The sequence below is a fragment of the Microbacterium sp. LB12 genome (assembly GCF_037150835.1).
Classification (GTDB): Bacteria; Actinomycetota; Actinomycetes; order Actinomycetales; family Microbacteriaceae; genus Microbacterium.
The window spans coordinates 56,272-78,441 of sequence record NZ_JBBCPF010000004.1 but is presented as its reverse complement, the minus strand read 5'-3'; the positions used below and the strand labels follow the sequence as shown (position 1 = coordinate 78,441).

Genomic DNA, 22,170 nt, shown 5'->3' with positions numbered 1-22,170 from the left:
TGATCGTAGGGGGCCGACGGCGGCATACGATGGAGGGCTATGTCCTCCCCCGTGATCTCCTTCCCTCCGGAGCTGCCCGTCAGCGCTGCTCGGGCGGAGATCGCCGACGCCATCCGCGACCATCAGGTCGTGATCGTCGCCGGTGCGACCGGCTCGGGGAAGACGACGCAGCTGCCGAAGATCGCCCTCGAACTCGGCCGCGAGCGCATCGCGCACACGCAGCCGCGACGCCTCGCCGCGCGCACGATCGCCGAGCGCGTCGCGGAGGAGCTGCAGGTCGAGCTGGGCACCCTGGTCGGCTACAAGGTGCGCTTCACCGACAAGGTGTCCGACGACACCCGCATCGCACTGATGACCGACGGCATCCTGCTCAACGAGATCCATCGCGACCGGCTGCTCACCCGCTACGACACGATCATCATCGACGAGGCGCACGAGCGCTCCCTCAACGTCGACTTCCTGCTCGGCTACCTCGCCCGCATCCTCCCGGAACGCCCCGACCTGAAGGTGATCATCACCTCGGCGACGATCGATCCGGAGAGCTTCGCGAGGCACTTCGCCGCCGCGGACGGCACCCCGGCGCCGATCATCGAGGTGTCCGGACGCACCTATCCGGTCGAGATCCGCTACCGCGGGCCGGTCGACGACACCGACGACGAGGATGCACCGGCCGAGCCGGAGGACGAGGTGTCGGCGATCGTCTCCGCCCTGCGGGAGCTCGACCGGGAACCGCCGGGAGACGTGCTCGTCTTCCTCCCCGGTGAGGCCGAGATCCGCGACGCCGCAGACGCGGTGCGCGGCGCCTACTCGAACGACCGCTCCCCCACCGAGGTGCTGCCGCTGTTCGGCCGTCTCTCCGCCGCCGACCAGCATCGGGTGTTCGAGCGCAGCCGTGTGGCGGGGGTGCGCCGCCGGGTCATCCTCGCCACGAACGTCGCCGAGACGAGCCTCACGGTGCCCGGCATCAAGTACGTGATCGACACGGGCACCGCACGCATCTCCCGCTACAGCAATCGTTCCAAGGTGCAGCGGTTGCCGATCGAGCCGGTCTCGCAGGCGTCCGCGAACCAGCGTTCCGGCCGCGCGGGCCGCACCAGCGACGGCATCGCGATCCGCCTGTACTCCGAGGACGACTACGAGAAGCGTCCGGAGTTCACCGAACCCGAGATCCTGCGCACGTCGCTCGCCTCCGTCATCCTGCAGATGCTGTCGCTCGGTTTCGGCGACATCACGGCGTTCCCGTTCCTCACTCCGCCGGACTCCCGCGGCGTGAAGGCCGCGTTCGATCTGCTCACCGAGCTCGGCGCCGTCGAGCCGTCCCGTCGCGACGGCTCCCCGCACCTCACCCGCACCGGGCGCGACATCTCGCGCATGCCGATCGATCCGCGGTTCGCCCGCATGCTGATCGAGGCCGGACGCCACGGCGTCGTGCACGACGTGCTGCCGATCGTGTCGGGAATGACGATCCAGGACGTGCGGGAGCGACCGGAGGAGCGCCGCGAGGAAGCCGATCGCCTGCACGCGCGGTTCGTCGATCCGACCAGCGATTTCCTCACCCTGTTGAACCTGTGGAACCACCTGCGCGAGCAGCAGCGCGCGCTCGGATCGAGCGCATTCCGTCGGCTGTGCCGGGCCGAGCATCTCAACTACGTGCGGGTGCGCGAGTGGTTCGACGTGCACCGCCAGCTGCGCACGCTCGTGAAGACGCCCGACCGCGGCGGGAACGAGACCGGCGCGAGCGACCCCGATGCGATCCATCGCGCTCTGCTCTCCGGCCTGCTCTCGCAGATCGGCATCCTCGACGAGCGCACCATCGCGAAGGACAAATCCAAGGGCAAGGGCGGCGCGGAGTACCGCGGAGCCCGCGGCATCCGCTTCTCGATCTTCCCCGGCTCGGGCCTGCGCAGGAAGAGCCCACGCGCGGTGATCGCCGCCGAGATCGTGGAGACCTCGCGCACCTTCGCCCGCACGGTCGCCGCGATCGACCCGGCCTGGGCGGAGCCGCTCGCCGGAGACCTCGCCAAGCGGCAGGTCACCGAGCCGCACTGGTCGAAGGATGCCGGCGCCGCCGTGGCCTTCGAGAAGGTGACGCTGTTCGGGCTCGAGATCATCCCGCGGCGCCGGGTGCAGTTCGCCCGCATCGACCGCGCCGCCTCCCGCGAGCTGTTCGTGCGCCACGCACTCGTCGAGGGCGAGTGGGATCCGACGCGGATCGACAAGCGCGTCAGCGCGTTCTGGCGCAGCAACGCCGAGCTGCGCAAGCGCCTCGAGAAGCTGGAGGAGCGCGAGCGCCGCCGCGACATCCTCGCCGGCGACGAAGCCGTGTTCCGGTTCTACGACGAGCGCATCCCCGCCGACGTGTTCGACGTGCGCTCGTTCGAGAGCTGGTGGCGTGAGGCGATGGCCACCACGCCGAAGCTCCTCGTGATGCGCGAGAGCGACCTGATCGACGACGCCGAGCGCGCGGACCAGCGCGAGTTCCCGACCCGGTGGACGCAGGGCGACCAGGTACTCGGCCTCGCGTACCGGTTCGAGCCGGGTGCCGACGACGACGGTGTCAGCGTGGTCGTGCCGCTGCCCCTGCTCGCGCAGCTCGACGACCGCGGCTTCGACTGGCAGGTGCCGGGACTGCGCGCCGAACTCGTGACCGGGCTGCTGCGCGCCCTGCCCAAGGCGATCCGTCGCCACGTGGTCCCCGCCGCCGACTGGGCCGAGAAGTTCGGCGCCGAGCTCGTCGAGGAAGGACCGGAGTCGCACGGCGGGCTGCCGCCGCGCACCCTCAAGGAAGCCCTCGCTCGTCGCATCCAGCCGCTCGCGAACCAGCTCGTCTCCGCCGCCGACTTCGACGACGAACGCGTGCCGGCGCACCTGCGGATGAACTTCCGCGCGGTCGATGAACGCGGACGCGTCGTGGGCTCGGGGCGCGACCTGCGCGCGCTGCAGGAACGGCTGTCGGACCGCGCGCGCAGCAGCGTCGCCCGTTCCATCGCGGCCCCCGCCCGACCCGGTGCCGCCGGCCGCAGCGCGGGGGCCGAACGCGTCGCCGCCGCTCCCGTCGAGCAGACCGGATTGACCGCCTGGACCTTCGGCGAGTTGCCCGAGGTCCTCGACACCCGGGTCGCCGGTGGCGTGGTGCGCGGCTATCCGGCGATCGTCGACGCGGGCAAGAGCGTGTCGGTGCGCGTCGAATCGACACCGGATGCTGCAGCCGCCGCCACCCGCGACGGCGTGCTGCGCCTGGTGCTGCTGGGCGTGCCCTCGCCGTCGTCGTACGTGCAGGAGCACCTGACGAGTCAGGAGAAGCTCGCCCTCGCCGCCTCCCCGTATCCTTCTGCCGCGGCCCTGATCGAGGACTGCCGCGCCGCGGTCGCACGGAAGGTCATCCAGGGACTCGTGCCCGATGGCATCGTGCGCACCGAGGCGGAGTTCACGCGCGTGCGGGATGCCGTGTCGGCGGCCCTCGTCGACGAGCTCTTCGCGTGCGTCTCGCTCGTCGCCCGCATCCTCACGAAGTCCCGCGACGTCGAGCGCGGCATCAAGTCGCAGAACTCGCTTGCGCTCCTGGTGCCGTTGAACGACATCCGCACCCAGCTCAGCGGGCTGCTGCATCCGGGATTCGTGTCGGCGGCGGGGACCGACCGGCTCGCCCACTTCCCCCGGTACCTCGAGGGGATGCTCGACCGTCTGCAGACCCTCGCGAACGAGCCGGGCAAGGACCGCGCCCGCATGACCGAGTACGAGCGCATGTCGACGGCGTTCCAGGAGGCGGGCGGCACGATCCCGCTCCCCTCGGGCGCGCCGCCCGTGCTGGTCGAGGTGCGCTGGCTGCTGGAGGAGTACCGGATCAGCGTGTTCGCGCAGCGGCTCGGCACCGCGCAGCCCGTGTCGCCGCAGCGCATCATGAAGGTGCTGGCGGGGCGCTGACCCGGCACGGAGGCCGGAAGACGGCCCGGAGTGCGAGGCCCCCGACGGGGCGCGAAGGAGATCTCCCGATTCGAAGGAACGTTTCCGGCGGGCGCTCCTTCGGATCGCGTGATCTCCTTCGTCACCGCGGTACGAACCGCGCGGGTGTCGGGCATAGGGGAACGCCGACGCCGTTGGCGGGAGACGCCGCTAGCCTGGATCCATGGCTCGCGCGATCGTCTACACCGAACTCGGCTCCCCCGCTGTCCTCTGTCTGATCGAGATCCCCGATCCCGTCGCGGCGCGCGGCGAGGTCGTCGTCCGCATCGAGGCCGCGGGTGCCAACCCGATCGACGCGAAGCTGCGGGCCGGCAAGCGCCCCTCGCCGCCCATCACCGAACCGCGCCCGGTCGGCTTCGACGGCGCCGGGGTGGTCGAGGCACTCGGCGAGGGCGTCGAGGACTTCGCCGTGGGCGACCGCGTCGCGATCCGCGAAGGGCACGGCACCTACGCCTCGGCCCTGGCCGTCTCGACCGAGAACCTCGCTGCGCTCCCCGATTCCGTCACGGCCGCCGAGGGCGCGGGTATCGGCATCCCCGCCGGCACTGCCTACCAGGCGCTGCGTTCGCTCGGTGTCGGCGCAGGCGACGTGCTGCTCGTGCACGGCGGCTCCGGCGCGGTCGGACAGGCCGCGGTGCAGTTCGCCGTGGCGTGGGGCGCGACGGTCGTCGCGACCGCGAGCCCGGCACGGCACGCGCAGCTGCGCGAGCTCGGAGCGATCCCGGTGGCCTACGGCGACGGCCTGCTCGACCGGGTGCGCGACGCCGCTCCCGCGCCGGTCACGGTCGCCCTCGACTGCGCAGGCACCGACGAGGCCATCGAGACCTCCCTCGCCCTCGTGGCCGACCGCGACCGCATCGCGACGATCGTACGGGGACCGGATGCCGCATCGTTCGGCATCCGCGCGTTCTCCGGCGGCTCGCCCGTGCCGCTGACCGAGCAGGAGCTCGCGTGGCGCGCCGAGGCGCTTCCGGAGACCATCGCACTGCTGGCCTCCGGGGACTTCGTGATCGACCTCGGCCCCGAGCTGCCGCTCGCCGAAGCGGCGCAGGCCCATGAGCTCATGGAGTCCGGCGCCGCCTCGGGCAAGATCATCCTCGTGCCGTAGCGACGAGGACTGAGCTCAGGCCGGTGCCACCGGGCGGTGGGCCAGACCGGCAGGACCGGGCGGCAGATCACGAAAGTGCCGCCCGGCTCCGCGTCAGGCCGGTGCCACCGGACGGCCGATGGACAGCATCAGCCGGTTCGCCCAGTTGAAGAACGCCGCGCCGTGGATGACATCGGCGATCTCGAGGTCGTCGAGCCCGACCGCACGCAGCCGCGCGATCTCGTCCGCCCCGAACCCGGTGGGCGTGTCGGTGAGCGCGATGGAGGCCGCGACGATCGCGTTCCACCGCTCGCCCAGCTCCGCATCCACGCCCTCGTCCAGCAGCAGATCGACGTCGTCGACGCGCTTGCTGTGGTGCGCGGCGAAGCGCGAGTGCACGGAGGCGCAGAACACGCAGCCGTTGCGACGCGAGGCCGCTGTCGCCGCCAACTCACGGTCCGCCCGCGGGAGACCTTCCGCCGCGTTGTAGAAGATGTCCTTGTCGACGAGGGTGCGCGCCTTCAGCACCTCCGGGTCTCGGGCCAACAGGCGGAAGTAGTCGTTCTTCGCGCGCGCGGCCTCGACCAGACCGTCGAAGTGGCGCTCTGTCAGCTCCTCCTCGGCGAGAGGGGCGAGGTGCGGCACCCAGCCGACCTCACCGCGCGTGAAGGCGTGCGGGTGCGGGGCGTCGTCGTGCCGGAGCACGCTCTGCTCGGTGCTCATGCGGCCAGGTCCGTCGTGTTGAGCCCCGACGCGGCGAGCACACGAAGACCCGTGATGACGCGCTGCTGGAACGCGAGGAACGACACCAGCTGCGACAGCGTCACGATCCCGTCCGTCGACCAGCCCGCATCGAGCAGGCGCCCGAGGTCGGCACCGGAGGCCTCACGGGGACGGAACACCAGCAGATGCGTGTGCGCGAGGGCGGCAGCGAGACGCTCGCCCACGGCCGCGGTGACCTCGGCCGAGGGCTCGTACCGCTCCCCCTCGCTGTTCTCGTCCTGCAACCCGAGCTCGGTGTAGGCGCCGAACGGGCCGGAGACGGCGGCCGTGCCTGCCTCGGCGCGCACGAGCTCGGCGCGCTGCGGGTCGGCCTGCTGTGCCCGGTCGGCGTAGAACGCCGCGGTGGCGTCGCCCGCACCGGCGAGCGCCGTGGCGAACGCGGCCACGAGCTCGCGCTCCGCCTGCGAGACGTGCGCGGCCGACACCGGAGCGAACAGTGCGTCGAAGCTCGCCTGCAGCTGCTCCCTGGTGACCGGACGGCGCCGCCGCAGGGCATCCAGCGCGGGCGTCACCCCCGCGATCCGATCGACGATGTCGTCTGTCATGCCTTCTCCTTGATTGCCTCGGTGGTGATGGTCTCTGCGGTGGTGGTGGTCGTACTGGTCTCGTCGAGCGCGTAGCCGAGCGCCGGGACGACCTCGGTGGCGAACAGCTCGATCGACCGCAACAGCTGCTCATGCGGCGCGTCGACCGAGTGCACCTGGAACGCGACCTCCGTCGCACGGCCGAGCGTGGCGTCGGCGGCCAGCGATGCGGCCACGTCCTCGGGCGTGCCCACGTGGGTGTCGAGCGCGACGATCAGCTCCTCGATGCTGTCTCCGGGGATCGTCTGGCCCTGGGCACGGAAGCCCTCCGCGGCACGTCGGAGGCCGACCTCGGCGAAGCGCAGCGCCTCGGCGCGGTCGTCCGCCACGAACACGGTGCGCGAGGCGGTGATGCGGGGGGCGACGCCCGCGGGCAGCGCGTCGAGGTAGGCGTCGATGATCGGATCCTGCAGCGCCGACAGCGGTGCGTGCAGTCGATCGGCCGGACGCGGCTGCGTGCGCGACAGTAGCAGACCGTGGCCGTGGATGCCCGCGCGATGCCCGCCCGGCACCGAGAAGGTCGCCTGCCAGACGCGGTCGGCGAGGTCGACGGCATCCGGGTACAGCGTGTTCCCGGCTCCCACGTCGCGACCGGCCAGCGCATCCAACAGCACGCCGAGCTTGCGATCGTAGGTCGGGCCCTTCTCGCGCACGTCCTCACCGAACGGCGCGAAGGACGACGGGGTGCCGCCGCTGCCGAGCCCCAGATCCAGTCGCCCTCCCGAGAGCAGGTCGGCGACCACGGCGTCCTCGGCCACCCGCACCGGATCCTCCAGGGGCAGAGTGATCACCCCGGTGCCGAGGCGGATGCGACTCGTGCGAGCCGCGACATGCGCGAGGAACACCAGCGGCGACGGCAGCCCGCCCTCCGCGGCATGGAAGTGGTGCTGCGCGACCCAGGCCCGGCCGATGCCGTGACGCTCGGCCTGCTGGATCTGCGCGGTCGCGAGCGCATACCGCTCCGCCGGTGAGGCGTCGTCGAGCAGGCGCGTGAAGAAGGCGACGGTGGGTGCGGTGGTCATGCGACGGTCTCCGATCGTCCGGGCACCGCGGCGAGCAGCTCCCGGGTGTAGCCGTGCTGCGGGTCGTGGAACAGTTCTTCGGTCGGCCCCTCCTCGACGATGCGGCCGCGGCGCATCACCGAGACCGTGTGGCTGATCCGACGCACCACCGCGAGGTCGTGGGAGATGAACAGGTAGGTGAGGCCGAGCTCGGCCTGCAGCGAGGTGAGCAGTTCGAGGATGCGCGCCTGCACCGTGACATCCAGTGCCGACACGGCCTCGTCGAGCACGACGATGTCCGGGTCGATCGCGAGCGCCCGGGCGATCGCGACGCGCTGACGCTGTCCGCCCGACAGCTCGCGCGGAGTGCGGCGGGCGACGTCTGCCGGCAGCGAGACACGATCGAGCAGCGCGAGTGCGCGCTCCCGGCGGTCGGTGCGCGAGCCGACCCGGAAGTTCCGCAACGGCTCCGCCACGATGTCCTGGATCTGCTGCCGCGGATCCAGCGAGGCGAACGGGTTCTGGTACACCAGCTGGATGCGCCGGCGCAGGGCGCGCAGCTGCTCCCGCTTCGCGTGCGTGACGTCCTCGCCGTCGACCTCGATGGTCCCGGCATCCGGCTGGTGGAAGCGGGTGATGAGCCGTGCGGTCGTGGTCTTGCCCGACCCCGACTCCCCCACCAGCGCATGCGTGGTGCCCTTGCGCACCCGGAACGAGACATCGTCCACGGCGCGGAACCGCTCGCGTCCAGCCACCCGGAACTCCTTCACGAGGCCTTCCGCGACGATCGCATACGGGTTCTCGGCCGCCACGGCCGCAGCATCGCGCAGGAACGGCGGCGCATCGGGACGGCGGAAACCCGTCGCGAACGCGGGGGCGTCGGCGAGCAGCTGCGTCGTGTAGGGATCGGTGGGCGCGGCCAGCACGGCGGCGCTCGGGCCCTGCTCGACGATGCGTCCGTCCTTGAGCACGACGAGCTGTTCAGCGCGATCGGCCGCGACACCGAGGTCGTGGGTCACGAGCAGGATGCTGGTGCCCTCCTCGCGCTGCAGCTCGTCGAGCAGATCGAGCACCTTGCGCTGCACCGTCGCGTCCAGGGCACTGGTCGGCTCATCGGCGATCAGCAGTCGGGGGCGCAGGGCGATGGCGGTGGCGATCAGCACGCGCTGGCGCATCCCGCCGGAGAGCTCGTGCGGGTACTGGCGGGCGCGCAGGTCGGGGTCGTCGATGCCGACGCGATCGAGCAGCTCGATCACCCGCGCTCGGCGCGTGCGGGCATCCCGGTGGCCGTGCAGACGCAGGATCTCCTCCACCTGCACCCCGATCGGACGCACCGGATCGAGCGACGTCGTCGGGTCCTGCGGCACAAGGCCGATCTCGGCACCGCGGATGCCCCTCAGCGCCCGATCCGACCAGCCGGAGATGTCGAGGTCGCCGAGCACCACCCGACCGCCGTCGACCCGCCCACCCGACGGAAGCAGACCGAGCAGCGCGTGCGCGGTCGTGGACTTGCCCGACCCCGACTCGCCGACGAGTGCGAGGGTCTCCCCCTCCGCGATCTCGAACGAGACGCCGTGCACGACCTCCTTCTCGCCGTACGAGACCGTGAGGTCGGTGGCGGTGAGCACACTCATGACCCGTTCCTTCCGATGCGATGGCTGATGCGGTTGGCACTGAGCACCACCGTGACGACGACGAGACCCGGAAGTGCCGTGAGCCACCAGGCGGTGCCGACGTAGTTGCGCCCCTCGGCGATCAGCAGACCCCACTCCGGCGTGGGCGGCGGGGCGCCGTAGCCGAGGAAACCGAGCGTGGAGATCGCGAGGATCGCCGTGCCGAACTGCAGGGCGGCGAGCGCGACGATCGGGGTGAGCGAATTGGGCAGCACGTGCCGGCGGAGCACCGCGAAGAACGTGGCGCCGCTGCCGAAGGCGGCCTCGACGTACTCGGTGCGGCGCACCCTGGCGACCTCGGCGCGCATCAGACGGGCGAAGGCCGCGACACTGCCGAGGCCGACCGCGAGGGCCGCGTTCACGGTGCCGAACCCGAGCAGGATGATCACCGACAGCGACAGCAGCAGGCCCGGGATCGCGAGCAGCACATCCACGACGCGCATCAGGATGTCGTCCACGACACCGCCGACCGCACCCGCGATGGCCCCGAGCACGGTGCCGAGGGCGAGACCGACGGTGACGGCGATGAGCGCGCCCGAGAGCGAGTTCACGGCCCCGTGCACCACCCGGCCGAACAGGTCGCGGCCGAGTGTGTCGGTGCCGAACCAGTGCGCGGCGCTCGGCGGCAGCAGCTTGTCGGCCGGGATGCCCGTGAGCGGGTCCCCCGGGGCGAACACACCGGGGATCACCGCCCACAGTACGGCGAGGGCGATCACGACCACGGCCAGGTACAGCCCCCACGCGCGTCCGCGCAGACGGCCGCGGCGGCGCGGGGCACCCGGCTTCTGCGGGGAAGGCGCGGCCGGTGCGGTGTCGGTCTCGATGAGCGCATCGGCGATCACGGGAGCGGTCATGCTGCCACCTCCTGGGGCGCGCGGCGTGCGGAGGGGGCCCCGGTCGAGCGCGCGATCGTGCGCTGGCGCGGGTCGATGAGCGGGGTGACGAGGTCGACGGTGAAGCTGATGATCACGAAGCCGAGGGCGGAGAGCAGCACCACGCCCTGCAGCACCGGGATGTCCTGGTTCGCCACGGCCTGCTCGGTGAGGCGGCCGATGCCGGTGCGGCCGAACACGGTCTCGGTCACGACCGCACCGCCCACGAGTTCGCCGAACAGCACACCGGCGATGGTCAGCGTGGGCACGGCGGCGTTGCGGGCGACCGAGCGGGTGAGCACCCACAGCGGCGGGGCGCCCTTCGCGCGCACCACGGTGACGAACGGCTGCGCCTGCACCTGGTCGATCGCACGGACCAGCACCTGCGCGAGCGGCGCCGAGATCGGCACGGCCAGGGTCAGCACCGGCAGGATCAGTCCGCGCACCGGGTCGGCGCCGACGATCGGCACCCACCCGAGTCCGAACGAGAACACCTGGATGAGGAGGATGCCGAGCCAGAAGACGGGCACCGCCACGAACAGCCCCGGCACCTGGCGCAGACCGTCGCGGAGCCAGCCGAAGCGGGCGAGCGACGACAACCCCGCGATCAGGATCGCCAGCACCAGGGCGACGAGAAGTCCGAGCGAGGCGAGCAGGAGCGTCGCGGGGAGCGCCTCGGCGAGCATCGTCAGCACCGGGGTGCCGAACTGCGTCGAGAAGCCGAAGTCTCCGGCGAGGAAGCCGAGCCCGGCATGCAGGTACTGCTCCCACCACGGCAGGTCGGCACCGTAGGTGGCGCGGATGCTCGCGAGCTGATCCGGTGACAGCCCGAGGCTGGGGTCGGAGAACTTGATCAGGAGCGCGTCGCCGGGCAGCAGCTGCAGCAGGAAGAAGGTGGCCGTGAAGGCCGCGATCAGAACGATCGCGGCCTGCCCGGCTCGTCGGAGGACGAAGGTCATCGATGCACCATGCCGATCAGTGCTCGGCGAGCCAGACGCCGGAGAACGTCGGGCGTCCCACCGACTCGAAGGCGACGCCGTGCACGTAGGTCGCGGTGCCGTACACCTGCGGCTCCTCGAACAGCGGGATCACGTACGCCTGCTCGGCGATGTAGTCCTGCACGGCCTGGGAGGCGGCGATGCGCTTGTCGGCGTCGGGCTCGGAGGCCACGGCGAGCAGCAGCTCGTCGAGCTTCGCGTCCTTCGAGATCAGCACGTCGCGGTTCTTGGTGAAGTACTGGCTCTTGATCACGTCGAGGTCCGCGCGTCCGACCATCGAGTGGTAGAAGCCGGTCTTCAGCGGATCGCGGTTGTCCTCGGCGGCGCTGCCGGCGTCACCGGGCTTGACCGAGAGCTCCACGCCCACCTTCGCCAGCTGCTGCGCGACCAGCTCGAGCGTCTGCTTCGACAGCGGCTGCGGCTTGGCCTCGTAGACCGTGAACGACAGGCGCTCGCCGTCCTTCTCGCGGATGCCGTCGGCACCGGGCACCCAGCCGGCCTCGTCGAGCAGCTTCGCGGACTTCTTCGGGTCGAAGGCGTAGTGCTCCGACTCGTCCTTGTATCCGACGGCCTGCGAGGACAGCACCGACGTCGCCTGCGGGTAGTTCTCGGTGAAGAGGGTGTCGACGACCTCTTTGGCGTCGACGGCGGCGATGATCGCCTGGCGCACGCGGATGTCGGAGAGCAGGGGGTTCTCGGGACGCAGGGCGATCGAGTTGTTCACACCGCGGGTCTGCGGGGCGTACAGCGTGAAGCCGGCGCTCTCGACGCGGTCCTCGTCGAAGGCCTGCACGTAGCGCACGTAGTCGGCCTGCCCGGCGAGCAGCGAGCCGATGCGCACCGAGTCCTCGGGGGTGATCAGCACGTGCACGGCGTCGAGGTAGGGGCGTCCGTCGTTGTCGACGGAGTCAGGGCCCCAGTCGTAGTCGTCGCGGGCGGTGAGCGTGTACTCGGTGCCGAGCTTCTCGTCCGTGACGGTGAACGGGCCGGCGCCGATGATGTCGGCGGCGTTGCCCGCCCCGAAGTCCTCGATCGTGCCGTCGAGGGTGTCCGGCGAGAGCAGGCCGGAGTTGATGGTCGAGGTGGCCTGCAGGAAGCCGGGCGACGGAGCGGTGAAGTGGAACGTGACCGTGTCGTCGTCGACGACCTCGCTGCTGGCGTAGTTGTTGATCGCCTCGGAGACCGTGAGACCGCGCGCGGTGTCGCCCAGGCCGTAGGTGTCGAAGTTCTTCGCGACGGCCGCGGCGTCGACCGGGGTGCCGTCCGAGAAGGTCACGTCCGGGTTCAGGTTGAAGGTGTACTCGGTGGCGTCGTCGTTCACGGTCCAGTCCGAGGCGATCCACGGCTCGATCTCGAGCGTCTCCGGGTTCTGCCAGGTGAGCCGCGCCGCGATGTTGTTGACGATGCCGCCGTTCGGGTAGAAGCCGGCCTGCGGCGGGTACAGGTTCGTGTACGCCTGGTGCTCGAGGTAGGTGAGGGTGCCTCCGGAGACGGGATCGCCGGCGGCATCGGGCGAGTTGGCCGGGGCCGGGGTGGATGCGCACGCGGCGAGGCTTCCCGCCAGGACGAGCGGGAGCGCGATCGCGGCGGCGCGGACGAGACGACGGTTCATGGGGTGGACTCCTCGGGGGGCTGTGTGGTTCGGGGGGCTGTGCGATTCGGGTGGGGCTGTGCGATTCGGGTGCTGCTGTGTGGTGATCACGCTAGGAATCGGGGGTGCTGCGGCGCGAGGCGGCGGACACCGGGTGTCGCGTGACGACACCCCTGGTCACGCATCGACATACGAGGTAATGCGCAGCCGGTCGCGGAGCGTCGTGCCCTCGCTCTCATCGGGGGCGCGCAGCAGCCCGCGGCGCCGCAGCTCGGGCGCCGCGCTCCGTGTGAAGGCCTCGAACTGCGCGGGTTGGAAGGCGGAGAGCACGTTGAAACCGTCCGCCGCGCCCTCGTCGCGCCAGGTCTCGAAATGGTCGGCGATGGTGGTGGCGTCGCCGACCACGAAGGCGGCGGGCACGGCATGGGCGGCGACCAGGTGCCGCCAGGTGAGCGCGTCCCCGTCACCGGCTCCGGTCACACGCAGGCCGGCGATACGGGCCAGGCGCTCGATCAGCGCGGCTCCGCGCTCCCCCAGCCGGCGCGCCTCGTCGGCGGTCACCGGTGCATCGAACGCCGCAGCGCGCAGCGGATCGTTCGCGGGGATCTCCAGCGCGTCGGCGAGGGCGGCCACCGTGCGGTTCGCTGGGAATGCGGTCCTGCTGCTCTGGTGACCCTCCGCGAGCGGCACCAGGGCGAGCAGGCGCTCCACGATGCGCCGGGCGTCGGCGTCGGTGTCGGCGACGACGGGCAGCACCGGGGCGATCACCTTCAGCGCATCCGGCGAGCGCCCGGCCTCCGCGGCGATGTCCCGCAGCAGTCGCCGCGTGGCGATCGCGTCGGCGAGGGTGGGCGCGGCGGTCAGGGCGAGGTCGGCCTCGGTGGCCGCGAGCGCCCGCGAGCGCGGCGAGGTCCCGGCGTGCACGATCGGGATGCGGCCCTGCGGCGGGCGGGCGACGTTGAGCGGTCCCGTGACCCGCACCTGCGTGCCGTGCAGGTCGGCAGCACGGAGGCCGTCGGGGTCGATCAGCACGCCACGCTCGGCATCCGCGATCCAGGCGTCCTCGTCCCACGAGTCCCACAGTCGCCGCAGCGCCTCGACGAACTCCTCGGCGCGGTCGTAGCGGGTCTCGTTGTCGGCATGGGCGTCTCGGCCGTGGTTGCCCGCGGCGCGGGGTTCCGCACCGGTGACGAGGTTGATGCCCGCGCGGCCGCGCGTGAGCACGTCGAGCGAGGCCAGCGAGCGCGCCGTCGTGTAGGGGTCGGCATACGTGGTGTTGACGGTGGCGATCAGACCGATCCGCGAGGTCACCCCCGCCAGGAAGAGCACCGCGCTGACCGGGTCGATGCGGGCGAGCAGGTACGGGTCGCGGAACTCCAGATCGGCCCCGGTGGCGAGCCAGTCCCCGAAGAAGAGGTAGTCCAGACCGGCGTCCTCGCCCTCCCGTGCGATGTGGCGCAGGATGTCGGCGTCGGCGGCCGGATCGCGATGTGCTCCGGGCTGGCGCCATCCGGACGGATAGGCGCCGAGCGTGCGCACCATGGCGCCGATGATGAGGGGTTCGGTCATGCCCGTCACGGTAGGAGGCCGTGTTCGCCGGGCGCCACGGCGCCGATGCCGGGCGTCACGCGATGTCACAGTCCGACACACAGGTCGCACCCCCTACGCTGAGACCATGACTGGTCTTCGATGGGGAATCCTTGCGACCGGCGGCATCGCCGGCGCCTTCGCGTCCGATCTGCGCACCGCAGGGCTGGACCTCGCCGCCGTCGGCTCGCGCTCGCAGGAATCTGCGGATGCGTTCGCGGCGCGCTTCGACATCCCCCGCGCGCACGCGTCGTACGAGGCGCTCGCGACCGACCCCGAGGTCGACATCATCTACATCTCGACGCCGCACCCGATGCACCATGAGAACGCCCGGCTCGCCCTCGAGAACGGCAAGCACGTGCTCGTGGAGAAGGCCTTCACGCTCAACCGCGGCGAGGCGGAGGACCTGCAGGCGCTCGGCGCGGAGCGCGGGCTGCTCGTGATGGAGGCGATGTGGACGCGGTACCTGCCGCACATGGTCCGCGTGCGCGAGCTGATCGCGGCGGGCGCGCTCGGCGAGATCCGCGCGGTGAGCGCCGACCACACGCAGAGCCTGCCGACCGACCCGGCGCACCGGCTCAACGACCTCGCGCTGGGAGGCGGGGCGCTGCTCGACCTCGCGATCTACCCGCTGTCGTTCATCCACGACATCCTCGGCACGCCCACCAGCATCCGCAGCGTGGCCCGCCTGGTCGAGACGGGTGCCGACTCCGAGGTCGCCACCGTCATGACGCATGAGGGCGGCGCGATCTCCACGAGCCTGTCGTCCTCGCGTGCGGCCGGCCCCAACACCGCGATCATCCTCGGCACGCAGGCGCGCATCGAGATCGAGCGCTTCTGGTGGTCGCCCTCGGTGGTGCGCCTGATCGATCCGGACGGCGTCGTGCTCGAGGAGTTCGACGGTCGCGTCGGATCCGAGGCGGAGGGGCGCGGCATGCAGCACGAGGCATTCGCCGCCGAACGCCTCGTGCGCGACGGCATCCTCGAGGGCGACATCCTCCCGATCGCCGAGAGCGTGGCGATCATGGGAACCCTGGATGAGATCCGCCGGCAGATCGGGGTCAGCTACCCCGGGGAGGCGAGCAATGGCTGAGACGAACGATTCGCGCGTCGCGGTCTACCTCGACTTCGACAACATCGTCATCTCCTGGTACGACCGGGTGCACGGGCGCAACGCCTACGGCAAGGACCGTCAGCGCATCAGCGAGAACCCCAACGATCCGGAGGTCGCCGAGCGCCTCAACCAGGCGATGATCGAGGTCGGCGCGATCATCGACTACGCCGCCTCGTTCGGCACGCTGGTGCTCACTCGGGCGTACGCCGACTGGTCGTCGCCCGTGAACGCGGTCTACCGCTCCCAGCTCGTGGCCCGCGCGGTCGACCTCGTGCAGCTGTTCCCGGCGGCGGCCTACGCCAAGAACGGTGCCGACATCCGACTCGCCGTCGATGCGGTGGAGGACATGTTCCGCCTCCCCGACCTCACGCACGTCGTGATCGTCGCGGGCGACAGCGACTACGTGCCGCTCGCGCAGCGGTGCAAGCGCCTCGGCCGCTACGTGATCGGGGTGGGCGTGGCGGGTTCCACCGCGAAGTCCCTCGCCGCCGCGTGCGACGAGTTCGAGGCGTACGACTCGCTGTCCGGCGTGGTGCGGCCGAAGGCTCCCGTCGTGGCGGCACCCGCCGTCGACGCCCCGGCGGAAGCGGCCACCGCACCGGCCGAGGCGGCAGCCGACGCCCCGAAGAGCAAGAGCCGCTCGCGCGCCAAGACCAAGGCGGCCGCACCCCCGAAGGTCGACGAGCAGAGCGAGGCGACGCAACTCCTCGAGCGCGCGCTGCGACTGGGGCACGACAAGGGCGATGCCGATGAATGGCTGCACAGCTCCGCGGTGAAGACGCACATGCGCCGCATGGATCCCTCGTTCAGCGAGAAGGCGCTCGGCTACCGTTCGTTCTCCGACTTCCTGAAGTCGCGCGACGACATGGCCGAGCTCGAGGAGACCGGCCACGAGCGTCTGGTGCGCCTGCGCGACCACTGATCACCGCGACCGCTGATCGCCGGGCTCACCGCGCCGAGCGCAGCCCCCGCCAGGAGAGCGCGACGAGAAGCGCGGTGACTCCGCCGACGGCGGCGTAGGCGATGCGCGGGTCGGTGAGATCCGCCAGGCCGCCGACCAGCAGCCCGGTCACCACGCTGGATCCGGGCAGAGCCATCGCCCAGATACCCATGACCCGGCCGCGGACGGCGGTGGGCGTCGACAGCATCACGAACGCGTTGGCGCGGGCGATGAACCACATCACCACCGTGCCCACGGCGGCGAGACCGACGAACAACAGCGGGAGCGACGGCGCGGCGGCGGCGAGCAGCACGGCCGCGGCCATCGCGACGGCCATTGCCCGCACCTCGCCGCTGCGGGGCATGGTCGGCCCGGTGGCCGAGAAGAATGCGCCGGGCAGCGCCCCGAGGCCGAACGCCACGGCGAGCGCTCCGTACGTGCCGCCGTCGGCGCGGAACACGTCCGCGACGATGAGCGGCACGACCACGGCGATGTTGTAGCTCGCGGCGGCGCACACCGCGAGGAGCAGGGTCGCCCGGATCGCCGGGGTGTGCATCGCGAACCGCCAGGCGCCCACCGCCCGCTCCGCCGACGGTGGAGCGGGCACAGGCGCGACCGGCCGCAACGACAGCAGCACGAAGATCGACGGCACGAACAGCAGCACGTTCAACACGAAGCACCACCCGGCGTCCGAGACGACCAGCAGCACCCCGGCGATCGCGGGTCCGATCACACGGGCGCCGTTGATGATCACCTCGTTCATGCTGACCGCGCTCGTCATCCGCTCCCGACCGACGAGGTCCATCACGAGCAGCTGGCGCGCCGGGTTGTCGGCGGCGAAGGCCACACCGTGCGCGAGCGAGAGTGCCAGGAGCATCCACAGCTCCAGCGCCCCGCCGAACGTGAGCGCAGCGAGCACGCCGGCGATCAGCATCTGCGCGACCGCGGTCACCAGGAGCACCGCGCGGCGCGTATGTCGGTCGACGAGGACCCCGATGAACGGACCGAGCAGCAGCGTCGGCAGCATCATGCACGCCGTCACCGCACCGAGGGCGATGCCGTCTCCGCCGAGCTCGACCACGAGCCACGCGATCGCGATCTGCGAGGCCGCGGCTCCCGCACCCGAGAGCAGTTGCGCGATGCTCCACCGTCGGTAGTCGCGGACGCGCAGCGCCAGGAACGAACGGGTCAGGGCCTCCCGGGTGAATCGCGCACGCAGGGGCTCCCAGAACACGAAGCCCCTACTGGTTGCGGAAGGCGGCGTCGAACGAGGCGGTGGGTTGCGGCCACAGCAGGGACCGCACGAAGCCGACGGCCTGCGCCGCGCCGTGCAGCCGATCCATGCCGGCGTCCTCCCACTCGATCGAGATCGGACCGGTGTAGCCGATCGCGTCGAGTGCGCGGAACGAGTCCTCCCACGGCACATCGCCGTGCCCTGTCGAGACGAAGTCCCAGCCGCGGCGCGGGTCTCCCCACGGCAGGTGAGACCCGAGCACGCCCGCGCGGCCGTTGTGCGGGCGCATCCGGGTGTCCTTGCAGTCGACGTGGTAGATCCGATCGGCGAAGTCGACGATGAAGCCGACCGGGTCGATGTTCTGCCACATCATGTGCGAGGGATCCCAGTTGAACCCGAACGCCTCCCGATGGTCGATCGCCTCCAGGGCACGCACCGACGACCAGTAGTCGTAGGCGATCTCGCCGGGGTGCACCTCGTGCGCGAACCGCACGCCCTCACCGTCGAACACGTCGAGGATCGGGTTCCAGCGGGCCGCGAAATCCTCGAAACCGCCCTCGATCACCTCGGCGGGCACCGGCGGGAACATCGCCACGTACGGCCAGATCGACGACCCCGTGAAGCCGACGACGGTGTCGATGTCGAGCTTGCGCGCCACCCGGGCCGCGCGCTTCATGTCCTCCGCGGCGCGCTGCCGCACACCCTCGGCCTCACCGTCGCCCCACACGTAGTCGCGCAGGATGGCCTGGTGGCGGAAGTCGATCGGGGCGTCGCACACCGCTTGACCGGCGAGGTGGTTCGAGATCGCGAAGATCTTCAGGCCGTGCCGGTCGAGGATCTCCTTGCGCGACGCCAGGTACGCATCGTCCTCGTCCGCACGGCGCAGGTCCAGGTGGTCGCCGGACGCGGCCACCTCGAGACCGTCGTAGCCCCACTCGGCGGCGAGCCGTGCCACCTCCTCGAAGGGCAGGTCCGCCCATTGCCCGGTGAACAGGGTGACGGGATGCGTGCTCATGACGGCTCCTCGGATGACGGGTAGTTCTCGGCGATCCACGCCCAGCTCGTCTTCGCGCTCTCGAACGGCTCCATGCTGGGCTTGTCGACCTCGATCAGCACCGTACCGCCGAAGTCGTCCGGGAGCTCGGCGAGCGCGTCGCGGATCGGCACATCGCCCAGGCCGGGTTCGAGGAAGAACCGCTGCGCCATCACGTCGAAGTACGGCGTGCGTGCCTCACGAGCGCTCTTCGCGAGTGCGAGGTCCATGTCCTTCACGTGCAGGTCGGAGATCCGCTCGGCGTGTGCGGCGACCCAGGCGACGACGTCCGTCCCGGTCCATGCGAGGTGCCCGAGGTCGGGACCGGCGGCGAGCAGCGACGGCGAGACGGCGTCGAGCACGTACTCGTACTCCTCCTCGGTCTCGATCCAGGTGCCGACGTGATTGTGCAGCGCGGCGGTCACGCCCTCGGCGGCGAGCACCTCCGCGGCCTCGCCGATCATGTTCGCCACCCGGTCGAGGCGGGCCGCGTCGAAGGCGTGACCGGATGCGGCGGCCTCATCGATGCGCGGCCGTCCCGGCGCCATGTCGGCGGCGAGGAACACCCGGTCCAGGCCCATGAACCGGGTCTCCTCCGCACGGCGACGGATGCCGTCGAACCAGCGGAAGTGCGCCTCGTCGTCGCCGGTGTGATCCAGACCGAACTCCTCGGGCAGCCCGATGTGCACGTAGCCGGGCGTGACCTGCAGGCCGGAGTCGGCGACGACACGGGCGTACGCCTGCAGGGTCTGCGTGGGCAGCACCTCCAGCATCACCGACGAGAACCCGGCGTCGCGCACCTGGCCGAGCACGACGGGCTGGCGGGCGAGGAAGCTCGGTCGATCGAACTCCCACCCGACGCTGCCGGGCTCGCCCGTCGACTCGCCGAGCGAGACGGTGATCCACTGGAGGGTGTTGAGCGAGAAGTGCTCCTGCGTGAGGGTCATGAGATCAGGCCGTGATCTCGGCGACCCAGCCCGCGGTGTGGCGGGCGCTGGCGATCGGGTCCATGCTGGCGCGGTCGACCTCGATGATCACCCAGCCGCCCCAGCCCTCGGGCAGCGCCTCGAGCGTGCCGCGCAGGTCGATCTGGCCGAGACCCGGCTCCAGGTACAGGCCCAGGTCGGTGGCGCGCTCGTAGGTGAGGCCCTCGTCGCGGCTGCGGCGGGCCAGATCGAGGTCGAGGTCCTTGAGGTGCAGGTCCTGCACCCGGTCGGACCATTTCGCGATGGCATCCTTCGCGCTGATGCCCGCCCATTCCAGGTGGCCGATGTCGAAGGCCGCCCCCAGCCGTGCGGCGTCGATCGACTGCAGGACGTGCTCGTACTCGTGCTGCGTCTCGATCCAGGTGCCGACGTGGTTGTGCAGTCCCGGCTTCACGCCCTCGGCGTTGAGCACGTCCACGGCCTCGTCGATCAGGTCGGTCAGCTCGTCGAGTCGGTCCTGCGAGAAGTCGGCGCCGACGGCCGGCTGCTGCCAGCGGATCGCGGTCTGGTCCACCTCGGCGGCGAGGAAGATGGTCTTCAGACCGAAGTAGTTCGACTCCTCGGCCTTGCGCCGCACACCGTCGAACCAGTGGATCCGCTCGAACGTCCCGCGCTCGAGGCGCCCGCCGTGATCGCTCGCGAGCGGCACCTGCACGTAGCCGGGGGCGAGGACGAGCCCCGATTCCTCGACCATCGCGGCGTAGTTCTGCAGCGTCTGCGTGTCGAGCACCTCCAGCATGGTGGCGTCGAACCCCGCCTCCTTGATCGCACGCAGCACGCCCGGGTACTCGGCGACGAACGACGGATCGGCGAAACGCCAGAGGCTCGCGCTGTCCAGGTCGTCCGGGTCCTCCTTGACGTTGATCCACTGGATCGCGTTGAGGGCGAACTTCAGATCCTTCACGGCCATGAGACGGGTCCTTTCAAGGGGGAAGACGAGGTCACTTCAGCCCGGTGGCGGCGACGCCCTGGATGAAGTACTTCTGCAGGAACAGGAAGAGGATGAGGATCGGCAGCAGCACGACCATGGCACCGGCCAGCAGCAGGCCGAACGAGATCGTGTTGGACGCCTGCGACGCGACCGAGAGGCCGACCGGCGCGGTGTACGTGTCCTGCGACTGCGCGACCACGAGCGGCCAGAGGAAGTTGTTCCACGAGGTGAGGAACGACAGGATCGCGACGGTCGCGAGTCCCGGCCCGGTGAGTGGCAGGAACACACGGAAGAAGATCCGCGCCTCCCCCGCACCGTCCAGCCGTGCGGCCTCCATCAGCTCGAACGGCACGCCGTGCGCGAACTGGCGCATGATGAACACGCACAGCGGCAGCACGAGCACCGGCAGGATGATGGCGATGAGCGAGTTCACGAGACCCATCTGCACCACGATCACGAACTGCGGCACGAACAGCGCCACATAGGGCACGATCATCGAGGCGATCACGAGCGGGAACACGAGACCGCGACCGCGGAAACGGAGTTTCGCCAGCGCGTATCCCGCCATGGCGCTGAAGAGCACGTTGCCGACGATCGCCACGCTCGAGACCACGATGCTGTTGAGCATGTAGGTGCCGAAGCCGCGGTCGGCGAACAGCTGGATGTAGTTCTGGATCTGGAACGACTCCGGGAACCAGGCGCCCGGGTTGCCGAGGAACTCGGACTGCGTCTTGAACGATCCGAAGAACACCCAGACGAAGGGCAGCAGCATGAAGACGGTGATGACGACGAGGGCCGTGTAGTTCAGGGCCTGCCGCGTCGGAGACAGGGTTTTCAATGTTTCGGCCTCAGGATTCTGAACTGGACGATCGCGACGACGCCGACGAGCAGCAGCAGGAGCACGGAGCCCGCCATGGAGGCGGAGACGTTGCCGAATCCGAACTGCTCGTAGACCCATACGGCGATCGACTTCGTGGAGCCGAGCGGCCCGCCCTTGGTGAGCAGGTAGGGCTCCTCGAAGATGTTGAGGAACGACACCGTCTGCAGCACCGTGACGAGCAGTGTCGTCGGGCGCAGCAGCGGCAGGGTGATCGACCAGAGCCGGCGCCAGGCGCCCGCGCCGTCGGTGGCCGCGGCTTCGTAGATCTCCTCAGGGACGGCCTGGAGGCCGGCGAGGAAGAGGATCATGCAGGTGCCGGTGGTGCGCCACACGCCCATCATGACGACGGTGGTGATGGCCCATCCGGGTTCACCGAGCCAGTTCGGCTCGGGCAGCCCCAGGTCGCCGAGCGTGGAGTTGACGGGTCCGGTGATCGAGAACGCGTACTGCCAGATCACGGCCGCCGCGACGATGTTGGTGATCACGGGCACATAGGCAGCGGCGCGGAAGACATTGCGCAGGCGCCGGATGCCGTTGTTGAGCATGAGTGCGAGGGCGAGTCCGAGCGCCATGCTGAGCGGCACGCAGATCACCACGAACATCACGGTGTTCCCGAACGCACTCTGGAATCCGGGGTTGTTGATGATGTCGATGAAACCCTGGAAGCCGGTGAAGTTGACGTTGAACGGGTCCCGGATGTCGCGGGCGCTCATGTCGGTCAGGCTGGCACTGATGGCCAGGACGGCGGGGATGCCGGTGAACAACAGGAAGATCGCGAGGAACGGGGCGAGGAACAGCCACGCGGTGGTGGCTTCGGCCCGCGAACCCTCGTGCGTCTTCCTGCCCCCTCGGGGACGCCGGGCCGGCGTCCCCGAGGTGACCATGGTGCGGGTCGCAGTGGTGGACATGAGAG

General features: G+C 70.7%; 18 protein-coding genes. 4 read left to right on the top strand and 14 right to left on the bottom strand.

Annotation, left to right across the window (positions count from 1 at the left end; genetic code table 11):
* The first annotated feature begins 39 nt into the window (after nt 1-39).
* Both hrpA and WFM69_RS08985 read left to right on the top strand, forming a co-directional pair.
* Nucleotides 40-3,924 (top strand): ATP-dependent RNA helicase HrpA, encoded by a 3,885-nt coding sequence (hrpA, locus tag WFM69_RS08990; RefSeq protein ID WP_337003795.1) that lies wholly within the window; start codon nt 40-42, stop codon nt 3,922-3,924.
* A 202-nt stretch (nt 3,925-4,126) separates the two neighbouring features.
* Nucleotides 4,127-5,071 carry a quinone oxidoreductase family protein gene (locus WFM69_RS08985; protein WP_337003793.1) on the top strand — a complete coding sequence of 315 codons (945 nt, stop codon included), beginning with the start codon at nt 4,127-4,129 and terminating at the stop codon, nt 5,069-5,071.
* A gap of 93 nt (nt 5,072-5,164) precedes the next feature.
* Here the strand turns inward: WFM69_RS08985 and WFM69_RS08980 are convergent, their stop codons facing one another.
* The 8 genes from WFM69_RS08980 to WFM69_RS08945 form a co-directional block, all read right to left on the bottom strand.
* Nucleotides 5,165-5,773 (bottom strand): alkylhydroperoxidase domain protein, encoded by a 609-nt coding sequence (locus tag WFM69_RS08980; protein WP_337003791.1) that lies wholly within the window; start codon nt 5,771-5,773, stop codon nt 5,165-5,167.
* Nucleotides 5,770-6,378 carry a CMD domain protein gene (locus WFM69_RS08975; protein ID WP_337003790.1) on the bottom strand — a complete coding sequence of 203 codons (609 nt, stop codon included), beginning with the start codon at nt 6,376-6,378 and terminating at the stop codon, nt 5,770-5,772. The genes WFM69_RS08980 and WFM69_RS08975 overlap by 4 nt, the downstream gene beginning before the upstream one ends.
* Nucleotides 6,375-7,439, bottom strand: a complete 1,065-nt coding sequence (locus tag WFM69_RS08970) for a putative FMN-dependent luciferase-like monooxygenase (protein WP_337003789.1) — start codon at nt 7,437-7,439, stop codon at nt 6,375-6,377. The genes WFM69_RS08975 and WFM69_RS08970 overlap by 4 nt, the downstream gene beginning before the upstream one ends.
* On the bottom strand, nt 7,436-9,052 hold the full coding sequence (locus WFM69_RS08965; RefSeq protein ID WP_337003787.1) for an ABC transporter ATP-binding protein: 1,617 nt from the start codon (nt 9,050-9,052) through the stop codon (nt 7,436-7,438). Before WFM69_RS08965 ends, WFM69_RS08970 begins: the two co-directional genes overlap by 4 nt.
* The gene (locus WFM69_RS08960) at nt 9,049-9,945 is read right to left on the bottom strand and encodes an ABC transporter permease (protein ID WP_337003786.1); all 897 of its coding nucleotides are present in this window, start codon (nt 9,943-9,945) and stop codon (nt 9,049-9,051) included. Before WFM69_RS08960 ends, WFM69_RS08965 begins: the two co-directional genes overlap by 4 nt.
* Complete coding sequence (locus WFM69_RS08955) at nt 9,942-10,922, bottom strand: ABC transporter permease (RefSeq protein WP_337003784.1); 981 nt, start codon at nt 10,920-10,922, stop codon at nt 9,942-9,944. Before WFM69_RS08955 ends, WFM69_RS08960 begins: the two co-directional genes overlap by 4 nt.
* Nucleotides 10,923-10,938: 16 nt before the next feature.
* The gene (locus tag WFM69_RS08950; protein ID WP_337003783.1) at nt 10,939-12,573 is read right to left on the bottom strand and encodes a TIGR04028 family ABC transporter substrate-binding protein; all 1,635 of its coding nucleotides are present in this window, start codon (nt 12,571-12,573) and stop codon (nt 10,939-10,941) included.
* A gap of 156 nt (nt 12,574-12,729) precedes the next feature.
* A complete protein-coding gene (locus WFM69_RS08945; protein ID WP_337003782.1) occupies nt 12,730-14,121 on the bottom strand; it encodes an NtaA/DmoA family FMN-dependent monooxygenase in 1,392 nt (463 codons plus the stop codon).
* Between the two features lie 106 nt (nt 14,122-14,227).
* On the opposite strand from WFM69_RS08945, the gene WFM69_RS08940 reads away from it, so the two are divergent.
* Both WFM69_RS08940 and WFM69_RS08935 read left to right on the top strand, forming a co-directional pair.
* Entirely contained in the window at nt 14,228-15,232 is a 1,005-nt protein-coding gene (locus WFM69_RS08940) for a Gfo/Idh/MocA family protein (protein ID WP_337003780.1), read from the top strand.
* A complete protein-coding gene (locus WFM69_RS08935) occupies nt 15,225-16,175 on the top strand; it encodes an NYN domain-containing protein (RefSeq protein ID WP_337003779.1) in 951 nt (316 codons plus the stop codon). The genes WFM69_RS08940 and WFM69_RS08935 overlap by 8 nt, the downstream gene beginning before the upstream one ends.
* Before the next feature lie 25 nt (nt 16,176-16,200).
* On the opposite strand, the gene WFM69_RS08930 is transcribed toward WFM69_RS08935, so the two are convergent.
* Genes WFM69_RS08930 through WFM69_RS08905 form a run of 6 tightly spaced genes read right to left on the bottom strand, consistent with a single transcriptional unit; the run spans nt 16,201 to nt 22,165 of the window.
* Nucleotides 16,201-17,427 (bottom strand): MFS transporter, encoded by a 1,227-nt coding sequence (locus WFM69_RS08930; RefSeq protein WP_337003778.1) that lies wholly within the window; start codon nt 17,425-17,427, stop codon nt 16,201-16,203.
* Nucleotides 17,428-17,434: 7 nt separating this feature from the next.
* Nucleotides 17,435-18,442 (bottom strand): sugar phosphate isomerase/epimerase family protein, encoded by a 1,008-nt coding sequence (locus WFM69_RS08925; protein ID WP_337003777.1) that lies wholly within the window; start codon nt 18,440-18,442, stop codon nt 17,435-17,437.
* Complete coding sequence (locus WFM69_RS08920) at nt 18,439-19,407, bottom strand: sugar phosphate isomerase/epimerase family protein (protein WP_337003775.1); 969 nt, start codon at nt 19,405-19,407, stop codon at nt 18,439-18,441. The genes WFM69_RS08925 and WFM69_RS08920 overlap by 4 nt, the downstream gene beginning before the upstream one ends.
* 4 nt (nt 19,408-19,411) lie before the next feature.
* Nucleotides 19,412-20,356 (bottom strand): sugar phosphate isomerase/epimerase family protein, encoded by a 945-nt coding sequence (locus WFM69_RS08915; RefSeq protein ID WP_337003773.1) that lies wholly within the window; start codon nt 20,354-20,356, stop codon nt 19,412-19,414.
* A gap of 31 nt (nt 20,357-20,387) precedes the next feature.
* A complete protein-coding gene (locus tag WFM69_RS08910; RefSeq protein ID WP_337003771.1) occupies nt 20,388-21,215 on the bottom strand; it encodes a carbohydrate ABC transporter permease in 828 nt (275 codons plus the stop codon).
* Complete coding sequence (locus WFM69_RS08905; protein WP_337003769.1) at nt 21,212-22,165, bottom strand: carbohydrate ABC transporter permease; 954 nt, start codon at nt 22,163-22,165, stop codon at nt 21,212-21,214. The genes WFM69_RS08910 and WFM69_RS08905 overlap by 4 nt, the downstream gene beginning before the upstream one ends.
* Nucleotides 22,166-22,170 lie beyond the last annotated feature (5 nt).